The sequence below is a fragment of the Proteiniphilum acetatigenes DSM 18083 genome, assembly GCF_000380985.1.
GTDB lineage: Bacteria > Bacteroidota > Bacteroidia > Bacteroidales > Dysgonomonadaceae > Proteiniphilum > Proteiniphilum acetatigenes.
On record NZ_KB905694.1, the window covers coordinates 242,680 to 258,330 of the forward strand.

Below are 15,651 nucleotides of genomic sequence, written 5' to 3' on the forward strand. Positions count from 1 at the left end.
AATAAAGGTTAAAATGTATTATCGGTTCTTTCTATAAGAGAGAAAGAGAAATAAATTAGCTATTTTTGGTGACAATCCGAACAGGTTAATTTCACGCCTCCCGTTGCTATTTTTCTGTTACGGGATGAAATGACGTTTTTTACGTATGAAGATTTATTTTTTTCGCACCGTTATTATATGGGTATTATTTTCAGGAGTTCTACCATTAACGGCACAAGATATGGCCTACCCCGTAGAAGGTGACGGAGTGCTTTCTTTCCTGCGACGATGGAACAGGATCGGCGATGCCTATGTGCGGGAATTTATGGAACTGAATGCCGATAGGTTCAATGCTCAGGGTGGACTGGAATTGGGTACGGTATACCTGATCCCACCCCTCCATCCGGGCGATGAGTACCCGCCTTCCGAAGAAACAGCAAGCGGTGGAACCGATCCTGCCATTTTTGGAGAAAAACTAAGCGAGATCACACTGCAGTCCGATCGATTGAAAGATGCTTGTTTTTATATCATCAGCGGGCACGGAGGGCCCGACCCGGGGGCTATTGCCCGGGTAGGCAATAGGGTGTTGCATGAAGATGAATATGCATACGATATGGCTTTACGACTTGCCCGCAACCTGATGATGGACGGTGCCACGGTATATGTGATCATCCAGGATCCGAACGATGGCATTCGCGATGAAATGTACCTGAACAACAGTTCCAACGAAACATGTATGGGCGAACCAATTCCCAGAAACCAACTCGATCGGCTAAAACAACGAGTAGACAAAGTAAACGAGTTGTACGAGAGGGATAAAGGGAAATTCAAATACATTCGGGCTATTGATATCCATGTGGACAGCCGCAACAAGGGAAAACGTATTGATGTGTTTTTCTATCATTCCAGTGACAAACATTCCAAATTACTGGCGACGACAATGCGGGACCTGTTCCGTGTAAAATATGACACACACCAGCCAGGCCGGGGGTTCGGGGGATTTGTAGAACAACGCAACCTCTATATGTTGCGTCATCTGAAACCACCCTCCATTTTGGTGGAAACAGGAAATATCCAAAACGAATTTGACCGCCGGCGTATCCTTTCAAGCAATAACCGCCAGGCATTGGCCAATTGGATGGCACAAGCGTTTATTGAAGATTACAAGAAATCGGTCCGGTGAAATCCCGGATTCTTTGTTATCTCCAGACTAAACTGATATCTTTGTTTACGATAAATCAACCTATAAAGAGTTTTGAACGAGAATAAGCTAATACAATACAAACATATATTCATGAAATATTTTCCGAAAGTAAAATGTTTCATAACCCGCTTTATCAAATCCTCTGCAATAGCTGAGGAATTAACTCAAGATGTATTTGTGAAAATATGGGAAAACTTCGATAAGATCATGTATATCGAATACAGGGATGCATATATTTATAGGATTGCCCGTAATGCCGCTTTAGATTATATCACCCAAAAATATAAAGAAGAAAGCCTTATTGATAACGTTAAACTAAGGGAAGGTTATTCAATTGAAGAAGAGATGGATGCCAAAGAACTGGAATTACTTATCGAATTAACCGTTAACGGAATGCCTCCACAAAGGAAGAAAGTGTATGAAATGAGTCGAATAGATGGTCTTACTAACGATGAAATCGCAAAGAACCTGAATATTTCAAAAAAAACCGTAGAGAATCATTTAAACTTGGCTTTAAAAAGAATAAAAAAGATAATTACAGCTTTCCCGTTTTTATTTGTCATCATAGCCTCTCATCTACAATAATATTATCCCCCAGTCCTTAGTTAAAAAAAACAAAAAAATCTTATTTCATTAGGTGTGAATCAAATTTTTCAAGTTATCATTTATAAAGAAGGGAGAATCCATGTCAAAAATCAGGCAAATAGTACAATTATTTTTTGAAGGTGATCATCCGGCAGAAACAAAAAAGAAATTCTATCGATGGTTATTATCACCGTCATCCGAGTCAGAGAAAGAGAAAGCCTTGGTTGAACAGTGGAACGGTATTGAGTCGATAGCCGATTCATCAACAAAGAACTCATTCAATAAAGTGATTGCCCGTTTTGGTGTTGACAAAAGAAAACAGAGGTTGAGAGCAACTCCTAAATTAATACGCATTGCCGCAGTTCTCTTAATTCCTATCATAACGGGGCTGGCAGCTTATTTGTACGTGAAAAACTCGGAAAACCAATCCGTGGAATTTGTCGAATATTTTACCCCCAATGCCAATCTCCGGACAATAGATCTACCTGACGGTTCGTCAGTAACAATGAATTACGGTTCGATTATTGTGTATCCACGCAATTTTACGGCGAAAAGAAGAGAGGTTTTTTTAAGCGGAGAAGCTAAATTTACAGTCAGCCATGACAAAAAAAGACCCTTTATCGTAAAAACCAACGATATGAATATAGAAGCTTTGGGAACTATATTCAATGTCTCTTCTTACGTCGAGAACAGCGAGACCATAACGACTTTAGTGGACGGAAAGGTAAGAATAGACATGAAAAACTCCGAAGAAAACTTTATCCTTGAACCCTTGCAGCAGATTGTACTTGACAGGGAAACCGGAAAGACATTCATACGGCAGGCTAAGCTGGAACTTGAATTGGCCTGGGAAAAGGGATATTTATCTTTTCAGAATGCAGATATAGAGGACATCATGCAGGAAATTCAACGCAAATATGATGTCAGGATATATGCTAATTATAAAGAAATCAAAGGTGAAAAACTTACTGTAAAATTCGCCCCTGACGAATCTCTTTATGAGATATTCAAAACAATACAATTATTGATTAACAAATTCAACTACAGGATAGAAGGAGATAATATATATATCTATTAATAAAAAACAGGCAAAAAACAAAAGCCCATGAAAAAAAAGAACCGGAAAGTTGTACTTGCAGGTCACTTTCCGGTTTGAAATCGCAAATACATCCAATATACGTCAAAGCAATTGTAAAAAATGTATTTAACGACAAATTTTAAAAATAAATCTCATAATGAAAAAAATAATATCAAAACGGAAAACTTTTTCCATTTATCATCTTGTCTTGTTATTATGCTTATCCATACCCCTGAATATTTCGGCACAGACACAGTCTGTAAGCATTCAAAAGACCAATGCAACAATAGCCGACATTTTTGAAGAAATTGAAAAACAAACAGGGCTTACTATCGCATTCAATGCTTCTACTATCGATGTAACACAAAAGATATCCATTCAAGTAAAGGATCAATCTCTCGATAAAGTGCTCTCCGAAGTGCTCAAAGATACAAAAACCACATTTAGGATACAAGACAAACGAATAATAATTTTGTCAGTCTCCCAAACGGATAGAGCATCACATTCTATGCAGCAGGATGTTGAAGAAAAAGAAATCAATGGAAAAATAACCGACAATGCAGGCGAACCACTCATTGGCGTTTCCGTCATGGAAGTAAACTCTTCCAGAGGAACTGTTACCGATATAGACGGGAAATTTACGATTAAAGTACCTGAAAAAACCACTCTTATTGTTTCTTATGTAGGCTATAAGACCAAGCGTGTGAATACCGGTAACATGAACACAATAAATATAGTCCTGGAAGAGGATGAAAGGCTTCTGGATGAAATTGTTGTCATTGGATACGGAACCATGAGACGAAGTGATATAAATGCCTCCATCGTATCCGTCAAACCTGATGATCTGGTAAAATCCTCTTCTCCTGATTTCTCCGAAATGCTGATGGGACGCGCAGCCGGGCTTACCGTTTCACAAACAAGCGCCCAACCCGGAGGTGGAATAGAAGTACTTATCCGTGGGGCAGCATCGACAGGAGCAGGAAATCAACCGCTCTATGTAATTGACGGCTTTCCTATCGTGAACGATGGCATTTCTCCCGGTAGTGGAACACAATGGAGTGCGGGAAACCGCAGCCCTCTTAGCGATATCAATCCGAACGACATTGCCTCCATAGAAATACTGAAAGATGCCTCAGCTACCGCTATCTATGGTGCAAGAGGTGCCAATGGGGTTGTCCTTATTACAACTAAACGCGGAACGAAACAAACACAGGTTGAGTATAATATGAGTACTTCCATACAGCAGATCATCAAAAGACCCGAATTGCTGAACGGAAGTGAATTCATGAGAGAGCAGGAACGCTATAATAAAGAACTGTATCTGATGGCCAATACAATATTTCCTTATGGCAACACCGATCCTTCCAACGTAAGCCCTTATTATCCTAAATATACGGAAGAAGAGATCCGCGCTGCCGGAGTAGGCACCAACTGGTATGACCTGATTACCCGTACAGGGAAAGTCAATCAGCACAACCTTACAATTACCTACGGAAATGATGACATTAAATCGCTTGTATCGTTCAACGTTTTCGATCAGGAAGGGGTTATAAAGACATCAGGTTACAGCAGGTACAGCCTTCGTTATAATCTCGACCATAAGATAGTCAAATGGTGGGATTATGGGATATCGGCCCTTGGCTCATATGCTACGGAAAATAATGCAGCATTGGGTGGTGGACGCGATGCTGCCGCCGGAATAATCGAATCGGCTTTAAACTACAGTCCTCTTGTCAAAGCCGAAAGGAATCCCTCTACCGGAGCATGGATAGAAGATCCCAATCAGGCATTGTTGAATCATCCGCTTTCTTATCTCGACATGCAGGATAAGACAAAGACAAAACGTTTTTTAGCAACAGCTTACACTAATTTTCATATCATACAAGATATACTTTGGATAAAATTATCAGGCGGCACCGATATCCGAGACGGACTCCGGCAAGCCTATTACCCAATGACAACGCGTTATGGCAGTCAGATCGGAGGTGATGCCAACATCAACTCGGCATATAGGGAAGATTACTCAGCCGATGCTGTTGTCAACTTCCAACAAACACTAAACGACAAACATAAATTCATCGCGATGGGAGGTTACTCCTATCAGGTAATGAATTATGAAGACGCGTACGCACGGGCTATGGGATTTACCTCCGATGCCATTTCATGGTATAGATTACAGGCAGGGGAAAGAAGGCCGGTGGTGAGTTCATCCAAATCAAAACACGTACTGGCATCTTACTTCGGGCGTGTTCAATACTCCCTTTCCGATAAATATTTATTTACATTTACGGGACGTATCGACGGCAGCGACCGTTTCGGGGAAAACAACCGTTATGCTTTTTTCCCGTCAGGGGCTTTTGCCTGGCGTGCTATCAATGAAGACTTTCTCCACAATATTGATTGGTTGTCCGATGCTAAACTGAGAGTCAGTGTGGGACAAGTAGGTAATGAGAATATAGGCAATGGTGCGGCATCCGAATATTACCAATTTGAGGGTAGGAATTATTACTTTGGCGACAGTGAAAAGCGCGGAGTAAATTTAGGTAAATTCGGGAATCCCAACCTGAAGTGGGAAACGACAACAGAAGCCAATTTCGGAGTAGATTACGGATTTTTCCGCAACAGAATAAACGGAAGCATAGACATATTTTACAAAGAAATAAAAGACTTGCTCAGTTACCGGGCATTACCTCATACATCCATTATAGGCAATATCCCCTGGAATATAGGGAAAACGCGCAGTTCCGGTGTTGAAGTAACGTTGAATACGATCAATCTGGAAGGGCCTCTTTACTGGGAATCAACCCTTACCTATACCTCTTACCGGGATAGGTGGAAAGAAAGAGACCCGAAAGTAATACTAAGGCCTTATGAGAAAGAGGACGCACCTCTCACGGCCTTGTATGCACTTATCCCCGACGGAATAAAGCAACCGGGTGAAGAAACACCTCATATGCCCGGCCTGTTACCCGGACAACAAAAGTACAAAGATGTAAACGGTTTGGACGAAGAGGGCAATCTTACGGGAAAACCCGATGGCAAAATTGACCAGGCTGACGTAGTGTATATCGGTACCCATGCTCCCAAGTTCACGATGGGATTTAACAATGAATTCAAATACAAGGGATTTGATCTGAATCTTTTCCTTTATGCGTCGGTCGGAGCATACAGGTGGCCTTCCACTCATGTGGAACATGGCGTCTATGGCAGTTATGGGACACAGATGCTAAGGGATAATTATAATTATCTGCGGGAGATCCAAAATCGCTGGGGTTCGGACAATCTGGATGCGACTATGCCGAGCGGCGAAGTCAATAGTTACGATGCATTCGGAGCGCCTCATTTCGAAAAAGCGTCGTACTTGCGTCTTAAAAACCTGACACTAGGCTATGACATTACGAGACTTTTTAATACAAATAGACTGAATGCGCGAGTTTTCTTCACAGGACAGAATTTGCTCACAATAACAGGTTATAATGGTTTTGATCCTGAAGTAGAACGCGACAGAGCCTCTTACCCGCAACAAAAAACATTCTCTTTTGGTCTGGATATCAAATTTTAAAACCAAGAATCATGAAAGGTAAAATTAAATATATATTTATCTTATTATTAGGGTTTCACTTCTTATCATGTGAAGGAGACTTAAACCCTCAACTGTATGGGACCATCACCAACGAAGATGCATTCAAAACTCCCCAGGATCTGGAAGCCGCCACTACAGCGTTGTACTACGAACTCAGGCAAAAAGGATGGGGACCTTATCTGTTCACCGACGGAAGTTCTTTTGTTATGGATGTAGCCGTAACAGACGAATGGACTACAAAATGGGCCTGGACTAATTTTCTTAACGGAACATGGACAACCCAGGAAGCAATGGCCATAAGATTTTACGATTGGACTGCACCCAATATCACACGCTGTACATATACCATTGCACGAATAGAAGAATGTGCGTTAAGTGATGAGGTGAAAAACGAATATATCTCTCAAATCAAAGCGTTACGCGCCTTTTTCATGTTCGACCTTTACCGGTTCTACGGGCCCATGCCGATGATCATCGAAGCGGAACGCGCCATCAATCCAGATCCTGATTATAGGCCTGAAAGACCCTCGGCAGAATCGGTGGAAGAATTCATCAGGACAGAATTAAGAACCGCTGCCGATATGCTGCCCGTCGAATGGAGTCAATACGGCAGAATAACCAAAGGGGCTGCTCTACACTATTTGCTAAAATACCACATGTTTAAGAAAGAATGGCAGGAGGCATTGAATATAGCAAATGAGATAATCGGCTTGAATTATTACAGACTTGAAGAAAATTACGCGGATATATTCTCAGCGCAGAATGAAGGTAACCGGGAGTTGATATTTGTCATACGTGCCGAGGCATTGGCCGATTACGGCAATCATACTTATGCCAATATTCTGCCCGGGGATTTTGCATCGCCTCACGGCAATGTGGTCGACGGATGGAACGGACATCGCATGCCCTGGGATTTTTATGATACGTTTGACGAAAATGATAAAAGACGCGAGTTGGCTGTAGTTGAATACAGGACTAAAAGCGGATCGATAACCAACCTGAGAGAAACGGGAGACATTGGTGCATTACCCCTGAAATATGGAATAGACCCTGAGGCATCCGGAATATGGGCCGGAAACGACAAAGTAATGGACAGGTATGCCGAAGTGTTATTGTTTAAGGCAGAGGCATTGAATGAACTGAACGGCCCTAATGAACAAAGTATCAATCTGATCAATGATATCCGAAAACGTGCCTTTGGAGCCGGAGTATCCATTCCCTCTGAAATTATTTTGAAAGAGGAGTTTGATACGGAAATCAATGGGAATGCTGCCGGTTTTTTCACAATGAATAATTATGATGAAAATAACGGTGCAGCATGGACCTACGCTATTGATAATACAGGTGTGCTATCGGGTGAAAATTCGTTGTATATAAACGTGATACGATCCAATAATGAATTTTGGGCTCTTCAGGTACGGGCCGACAACCAACCTGTAAAGAAAGACCGGACTTATTCAGTCAGGTTCAAGGTTAAATCCAGTCAAAACATGAATCTTGATTTCCGTTCCGAAGGACCGTTATCTCACACAGAGATTATTCCTTTGACTGCCGGTGAGGTTAAAAATGTTTCTTTTGACACAGCTCCCGCAGGAGAAGACGGAAATTGCGTAATATTCTTTGCATTGGGAAACACCGGAAACAATTATGACATCTGGATCGATGACATTGTATTTGAGGCCAAGGAACAAGTGACAGGCGGTGTCGGGGATTTTCTTATCAAACTGTCTGACTTTCCCGATAAAGAAAGCCTAAGAGATTGGATATTGAAAGAGAGAGGTTGGGAATTTTGGTATGAAGGTAAAAGAAGACCGGATCTCATCCGTATGAATAAATATATTGAAGTCGGCCAACAAGTAGGAAACAATTTTGGTGAAAAAAACCTGCTGTTCCCTCTTCCATCGCATGTACTGATTGAAAATCCGAGGATAAAACAAAATCCGGGATATTAACAAAAGGTTATTTTAGAGGGTGTGCTAAAAATGAGAATTTGTTTAATACACCCTCTACTAAAAGTTACTGATATGGAGAAGCTGTTTGCTTCTTATTTAAGATATTCCGCAATAATTAAATATAATTATTTACTCTAAGGACAGGTTATTTAGAAACAAAACAAAGAGTATCACATAATTATCTTATAAAAAATCAACAAAAAAGATACAACAATGAAAAAAGCATTTAATTCGTTCCTTTTATTCTTCTTTTTTACAAACACTATCTTTATACAAGGTTGTGAGAACGAGAAAGATCCCAATCCTGACAATCCTACGCCGACACCCGAACCGGAGGAGATCTATGACCTCCGGGTAAATGAGATGCATGTTCGCGATCCATTCATATTGGTGGACAGGGAAAATCAGGTATATTACATGCATGTGAATGGGAATAAAAAAGTCAGAGTTTACAAAAGTAAAGACCTGACCATGTGGAAAGATATGGGAATCGCTTTTAACCCAAGCAGTGATTTCTGGGGAAAATCTGATTTCTGGGCACCCGACGTATATCACTATCAACACAAATATTACATGTTTATCACTTTAAGCGCACCGAATATCAAACGAGGGACATCCGTTTTGGTTGCCGACAAACCCGAAGGTCCTTTTACTCCTGTGGTAAACAGGGCGGTTACACCATCGGAATGGATGAGTCTCGACGGGGCGCTGTATGTCGATAAAGATAAAACCCCATGGATAATATACTGCCATGAATGGCTCGAAGCAGGAGACGGGGAGGTAGTTGCCCAACAGCTCAAAGAAGACCTCACGGAAACCGTAGGCGAACCCAAAGTGTTGTTTAAAGCATCGGAAGCCCCATGGGTTGGTGATATTTCTTCGGGAAATACTACCGGAAAAGTTACGGATGCACCTTTCATTCATACATTGGACAATGGGCAATTGATTATGTTGTGGTCGAGTTTCCGCAAGGACGGAAAATATGCCATCGGGCAAGCAACCTCACAATCAGGGAACTTATTAGGTCCATGGACACAGGAAGCCGAACCATTGAATGATGATGATGGAGGCCATGCCATGCTGTTTAACGATATTAAGGGGCGTTTGATGATTTCATATCATGCACCTAACAGTAATACAGAAAGACCTGTTATTAAGCAGGTTTACATCAATAACGGAAAAGTTATGATACCTGATTAGCATATAAAACTAGCATAATTAATTTTAATAGTTATCTTAATTTTGTAGTTCTTCACTGCAGGATATATCTTATATAGGAATAAATAGTTTTAATCATAATGAAAAATAGAATTATCTATACTATAATACTCTTTTTGACATCTCAACTTATATTTTCTCAGGAGAATAAAGTTTGTTCGATAAACACAGACAATACTGCATTGATCTTCACGGTAAGTGAAACCGGTAGATTGACATTTCGTTACTACGGAAAAAAATTGAATGACGAATCCGTATTTGCAAATGTAAAAAGCTACGGAAAAGCCGACACAAACCGTGATCTGAGTTATGAAACCTACCCCACAAACGGCCTGGGTTATGTAAATGAACCGGCTTTGAGCGTGATTCATTCCGATGGCAGTCTCATCACGGAATTGGTATATACGAACACAGAGGTGATAAAAAAGGATGAAAATATTACGCATACAATTATCAGCCTCAAAGACAGGGTGTATGACCTGAACGTATATCTCCATTTTGAGTCATACCATAAAGAAGACGTAATCGCCCAATGGGTCAGGATAAAAAACGACGAAAAAGGCAGTATACAACTGAAAAATATATATTCCTCATTCCTTAATCTGAAAGCCGGCAGCTATTACCTGACGCATTTCAACGGGGCATGGGCAGGAGAAGTAAACCGCGTGGAGGAGAAACTCGAATACGGTATAAAGAGTATTGAATCGAAAAAAGGAGTACGGACTACCCAAACCGAGAATCCGTCTTTCATCCTATCTTTAAACCATCCCGTTGAAGAGAATGCAGGAATTTGTTACGGAGGGGCATTGGCATGGTCGGGGAATTATAAATTGTCGTTTGAATTGGACGAATTAGACCATTTAAATATTCTGGCCGGCATAAATCCTTATTTATCGGACTACACGCTTGAAACGGGAGAATCTTATGAGACTCCTAAAATGATCTATACATACAGCAGGGAAGGACAAGGCCTTATATCACGTAATTTCCATAATTGGAGCCGTACGTATGCATTGCACAAAGGTTACGAAGAGCGTCCCGTAGTGTTGAATAGTTGGGAAGGAGCCTATTTTAATTTCACGGAACAGACCATTATCGATATGATAGACGATGCTGCCCGTATGGGGGTAGAAATGTTCGTACTGGATGACGGATGGTTCGGGAATAAATATCCCCGTAACGGCGATAACGCAGGATTGGGGGATTGGCAGGTAAACAAGAAAAAACTACCGAACGGATTGCAATACCTGATCAACCATGCGGAAAGGAAAGGAATAAGATTTGGCATATGGATCGAGCCCGAAATGGTTAATCCGAAAAGCGAGCTTGCTGAAAAACATCCCGATTGGATCGTGCAGAGTCCGGGACGTGATAAAATAACATTAAGGAATCAGTTACTGTTGGATTTGACCAATCCTGAAGTGCAGGATTTTATCTGGGAAATGGTAGATAATCTCTTAACGGAAAATAAGGGAATTTCCTATATTAAATGGGATGCCAACAGACATGTTGAACAAGTCGGATCGACCTATTTAAACGCAGAAAGACAAACCCATTTTTGGATAGAATATACAAAAGGGTTATACAGTATTTATGAGAAAATCAGGGAAAAATATCCCGATCTTATATTTCAGGTATGCGCTTCGGGTGGTGGGCGTGTTGACTACGGTTCACTACCCTATCATGATGAATTCTGGACATCGGACAATACAGATCCGCTCAAACGTTTGTATATACAATATTCCACCAATCTGATCTACCCTCCGGTAGCCACCGCGGCCCACGTTTCCACCAACCCGAACCACCAGACAGGGCGTATTACTCCGTTAAAATTCCGTTTTGACGTGGCAATGACCGGTCGGTTAGGACTTGAATTGCAACCCAAAGACATCGTTGGCGAGGACTGGGATTTTGCCCAACAGGCAATTCGTGATTATAAGGCATACGTAAGACCTCTTGTCACAAAAGGAGATTTGTACCGCCTTATTTCGCCTTACGATCCCGGGAACAATTATGCTGCCCAGATGTATGTAAGCAAAGATGCTAAGAATGCTGTAATGTTCGCATTTTGTACCGAAATCAATAATCGTGGAGTTGTTCCCCGTATTCATTTACAAGGACTCCATCCCGATAAATCTTATCGAATAAAGGAAATTAATAATCGTGGAAGATCCTCATTTTGGGGTAACGACAAGGTCTTCAAAGGAGAGTTTTTAATGAATGCAGGTATCGAAATTAATATCTCAACCCAGTTCGATAGTGCTGTCTTCTTGTTGGATGAAGTTCTTTAAATATATATATCAACCAATTATAAGGACAAAAAAGATGGGATTATGCAAATCATAAAATTACATTTTTGTATCTTTACGCCACAGCATATTGCGTGACTTTTGTTTTTCAACTAATTAAACAAAAAAATACGTACAAAATGAAAAAAATCGGTGTTTTATTATCAGCAGTATTATTATTAAGCCTGTATACAACAGTTTATGCAAGCGATTTGACAAAATCTGTACAAGGTACATGGACAGCGAAAGTGGCCGATGCGCCGTATGGTTATCAGGATTATCAGGTAACAATAAAACAAGTTGAAGGCAAGTGCGTGGCTGATATTACAGGTTCACAACTGAATGTAAAGAATCAGGAGTTGAAAGAAGCCGACGGAAAACTGACAACGACAGTATATGCGGGAGAAAATGTGAAAGTAGTGATCTGGAAAGAGAAAAACAAGGTGAAAGGAACAGCTGATACCTCCATGGGCAAGCTGCCGATTCAATTTACCCGTAAACAAGAGTCCAAACAGTAGCCTTATTAGGATCATCGCCTATGTTTTATATTGCCGATCTTCATCTTCATTCTCATTATTCTCGTGCTACCAGCAAGGAACTGAATCTTGAATCGCTTTTCCAGTGGGCGCGTATCAAAGGCATTCATGTGGTAGGCACGGGAGACTTTACGCACCCCCTCTGGTTTAAAGAGATAAAAGAAAAGCTGGAGCCGGACGGAACAGGTTTGTTCCGTCTGAAAAATCCCCCGAAAAAAGAGGTCGACGGATTCAAATGCAAGGATATTGACGTACGGTTTTGCCTTACTTCCGAGATAAGCTCCATTTATAAGCAGGGAGATAAGGTGTACAAAAATCATAACTGTGTATATGCCCCGGATTTTGAAACAGTCGCCCGCATTAATGCGAAGTTGGCGCAAATCGGGAATCTGGAAGCAGACGGGAGACCCATATTGGGGTTGCCTTCGCGCAACCTGCTGGAGATCGTGCTGGAAACTTCCGATGACGCCCATCTTATTCCGGCTCATATCTGGACACCCTGGTTTTCCCTCTTCGGCTCAAAATCGGGTTCCGATACAATAGAAGAATGTTTCGGCGATTTGTCCCCCCATATCTTTGCCCTCGAAACCGGCTTATCTTCCGACCCGGAAATGAACTGGCGGTTGAGCATGCTTGATAAATATACGCTGGTATCCAATTCAGACGCCCATTCTCCGCAAAAACTCGGACGTGAAGCCAATTTGTTCGATACCGAACAAAGCTACTACGCCTTGTTCGATGCACTCAAAACAAGGAAAGGATTCCTCGGCACCTATGAGTTTTTTCCCGAAGAAGGCAAATACCATATGGATGGACATCGCAAGTGCAATGTCTGCTTTGAACCGACAGAAAGTATCCGGCACAAGAATATTTGTCCAAAATGCGGACGGCCACTTACGATAGGTGTCCTGCACCGTGTCTTCGAATTGTCTGACCGCAGACAGCCGCAGCAGCCTGAAGGAGCACCGGATTTTCATTATATCATCCCCCTGCCCGAAATACTTGCCGAAATCAAAAATGCTTCCTCTTCCGGCAATGTGGTAAACCGGTTTTTTCAGCAGGCCATATCTTTGTTCGGCAATGAGTTTACCCTGCTGAGAGAGGTTCCGGTCGAAGATATCAAAAAACAGGCAGGCATGTTGCTGGCTGAAGCCATTCAACGGATGCGTGCACGGAAAGTATATCCCCAGGGCGGGTATGACGGAGAATACGGTATCATTAAAATTTTTAAAGAAGGGGAAATCGAACGGCTTACAGGCCAGATGAATCTCTTTGGAGGGGCTGATATAACTAAAACCGCCAGGCGAGAAAGCAGGGATACGGAAATTACGAAAAAAACACCCTTACCCGGTCTGACAGAACCCACCGATACTCCCTTAAATACGGAACAACAGGTTGCCTGTGAAGCAGAAGGAGCCGTATTGGTTACGGCAGGGCCTGGTACAGGAAAGACCAAAACACTGATCAGTTGGATCGCCCATTGTATCCAAAAAAGAAAGGCACTTCCGGAGGAAATACTGGCTGTTACTTTTACAAATAAGGCCGCCGAGCAAATGAAAGACCGCCTGTTTATCCTTCTGAAAGAAGCATCAAGAGGAATTACGCTGGGTACCTTCCACTCGCTGTGTTTTACCATATTGCAGGAACGTTATGAAAACCTGCATACGGTCTACGACGATGAAAGCCGTGAAATCGTCCTAGGTATGCTTTTCCCGGAAAAAGAAGAAAAGACGCTGAAAAGCCTGTCAACCAAACTAAAGGAATATTTTGAGGAAAACTGTCCGGAAGATGCCGATGAGTTAAAGGAAATCGCTGCGCCATATCAAAGTTTTATGCTGCAAAACGGTGGAATCGATCTGGCCGATATTATCGGTGCAGTCGTCAGGTTGTGGCGCACGGAACCAAAGTGGCTGGAGACTCTCCGGAACCGTTATCATTATATTGCCGTCGATGAACTGCAGGATATCAATCCCCTGCAATATGAATTTTTAAAACTGTTGGCGAAAGATAAAAACATCCTGGCAATTGGTGACCCGGACCAAAGTATTTACGGTTTCCGCGGATCGGATGTAAGATTGTTCTTTCAATTCAGTAAGGATTTCGGTGCAAAAGAAATCTCACTTCAGCGGAACTACCGTTCTTCCGGTTTTATTGTGGATTCGGCCAGTAGTCTTATCCGTAACAATATGTTGCGTAAGGATATCCGACCGGTTGCCCATAAACCCGGCAAGGAAAAAATCCACCTCTTCAGTGCGGACAACGAATATAAAGAAGCGACCTTTATCGCCGGAGAAATTGAGAAACTGGTCGGGGGATTCCACAATCTGATCGGGGATAATACCCATCAGGATGGTCAATACGGTTTCTCTGATATGGCGGTGCTGTTTCGTACCCGTGCCGTAGGCAAGGCTTTGCTTACCTCATTTAAACAATCGGGCACACCGGTACGTTTTGGTGACGCATCCTCTTTTCTGGAAACCTATCCGTTCCATCTCATAACCGATGTAATAAAACTGTATCTCTATCCGAGAGATATGATTGCCTTAGACAGTATACTCAGGCATGGTTTCAACATGAACAAAGAAGAGAGACAGGAATTTCTTTTATCGCATCCGGAAGAAGCGCGTTTTGTTTCTATTTTCGGAAATAAAGGAAAAGAAATTTTTGCAAAGCAAGGAGCAACCGACGCTGTGTCATTTGTTTTTGAAAAATTTATCCCTGATGAAACCCTGGATGATACGGGAATCATCCGGAAAGAAACCATTCTTTATATCGCCAGGGAATACGAAGAAGATCTGGAACAATTTCTGCATAAGATTTTACTGGATACCTATACCGATGTGGCACGCCTGAAAACCGATGCGGTAAGCCTGTTAACCTTTCACGCTTCCAAAGGGCTCGAGTATCCGGTTGTATTCATTGCAGGAGCCGAAGAAGGAGTCACTCCTTTACTGAGAAATAATATTGATATCGAAGAAGAAAGAAGACTTTTTTATGTAGCCCTTACCCGTGCCAAAGATCATTTGTTTATTACAAATTCTTTAACGAGAAAAAATTTCAACCGAACAGGAAATAAGATCCTGTCAAGATTCGTTGGAGAAATACCCGTTTCCTTCACGGAAACCATAGAAAAGAAACCTCCGAAGCCCAAACCTGAGCAGTTACGGTTATTTTAGTATTAATTTATAAAACTATCCTTAAGCCTTTTCGAAGTGAAAAATTTTGTGA

At 41.8% G+C, this 15,651-nt stretch carries 9 protein-coding genes; all 9 read left to right on the forward strand.

Translation table 11 applies throughout. The annotated features are described in order from the left end of the window. The first annotated feature begins 145 nt into the window (after positions 1-145). The 9 genes from F597_RS0105300 (at position 146) to F597_RS0105340 (ending at position 15,599) form a co-directional block, all read left to right on the forward strand. A complete protein-coding gene (locus tag F597_RS0105300) occupies positions 146-1,162 on the forward strand; it encodes an N-acetylmuramoyl-L-alanine amidase family protein (protein WP_019538681.1) in 1,017 nt (338 codons plus the stop codon). A 72-nt stretch (positions 1,163-1,234) separates the two neighbouring features. Beyond that, the gene (locus tag F597_RS20185; RefSeq protein WP_044060053.1) at positions 1,235-1,768 is read left to right on the forward strand and encodes an RNA polymerase sigma-70 factor; all 534 of its coding nucleotides are present in this window, start codon (positions 1,235-1,237) and stop codon (positions 1,766-1,768) included. Positions 1,769-1,868: 100 nt separating this feature from the next. Then, positions 1,869-2,846 (forward strand): FecR family protein, encoded by a 978-nt coding sequence (locus F597_RS0105310; RefSeq protein WP_019538683.1) that lies wholly within the window; start codon positions 1,869-1,871, stop codon positions 2,844-2,846. 157 nt (positions 2,847-3,003) lie between these two features. Further along, a complete protein-coding gene (locus F597_RS0105315; RefSeq protein ID WP_019538684.1) occupies positions 3,004-6,408 on the forward strand; it encodes a TonB-dependent receptor in 3,405 nt (1,134 codons plus the stop codon). A gap of 11 nt (positions 6,409-6,419) precedes the next feature. Continuing rightward, entirely contained in the window at positions 6,420-8,381 is a 1,962-nt protein-coding gene (locus F597_RS0105320) for a RagB/SusD family nutrient uptake outer membrane protein (protein ID WP_019538685.1), read from the forward strand. Between the two features lie 213 nt (positions 8,382-8,594). Beyond that, entirely contained in the window at positions 8,595-9,581 is a 987-nt protein-coding gene (locus F597_RS0105325) for a glycoside hydrolase family 43 protein (RefSeq protein WP_019538686.1), read from the forward strand. A 98-nt stretch (positions 9,582-9,679) separates the two neighbouring features. Next, positions 9,680-11,890: an alpha-galactosidase gene (locus F597_RS0105330; protein ID WP_019538687.1), complete on the forward strand. Its 2,211-nt coding sequence runs from the start codon at positions 9,680-9,682 to the stop codon at positions 11,888-11,890. Between the two features lie 137 nt (positions 11,891-12,027). Beyond that, positions 12,028-12,405, forward strand: a complete 378-nt coding sequence (locus F597_RS0105335) for a hypothetical protein (RefSeq protein ID WP_019538688.1) — start codon at positions 12,028-12,030, stop codon at positions 12,403-12,405. Between the two features lie 20 nt (positions 12,406-12,425). Next, on the forward strand, positions 12,426-15,599 hold the full coding sequence (locus F597_RS0105340) for a UvrD-helicase domain-containing protein (protein ID WP_019538689.1): 3,174 nt from the start codon (positions 12,426-12,428) through the stop codon (positions 15,597-15,599). The last annotated feature ends 52 nt before the right edge of the window (positions 15,600-15,651 follow it).

Coding starts and splice junctions, on each gene's coding strand:
- F597_RS0105325 (WP_019538686.1), top strand. CDS start 8,595: ATGAAAAAAGCATTTAATTCGTTCCTTTTATTCTTCTTTTTTACAAAC.
- F597_RS0105340 (WP_019538689.1), top strand. CDS start 12,426: ATGTTTTATATTGCCGATCTTCATCTTCATTCTCATTATTCTCGTGCT.
- F597_RS0105330 (WP_019538687.1), top strand. CDS start 9,680: ATGAAAAATAGAATTATCTATACTATAATACTCTTTTTGACATCTCAA.
- F597_RS0105315 (WP_019538684.1), top strand. CDS start 3,004: ATGAAAAAAATAATATCAAAACGGAAAACTTTTTCCATTTATCATCTT.
- F597_RS0105320 (WP_019538685.1), top strand. CDS start 6,420: ATGAAAGGTAAAATTAAATATATATTTATCTTATTATTAGGGTTTCAC.
- F597_RS0105310 (WP_019538683.1), top strand. CDS start 1,869: ATGTCAAAAATCAGGCAAATAGTACAATTATTTTTTGAAGGTGATCAT.
- F597_RS0105335 (WP_019538688.1), top strand. CDS start 12,028: ATGAAAAAAATCGGTGTTTTATTATCAGCAGTATTATTATTAAGCCTG.
- F597_RS0105300 (WP_019538681.1), top strand. CDS start 146: ATGAAGATTTATTTTTTTCGCACCGTTATTATATGGGTATTATTTTCA.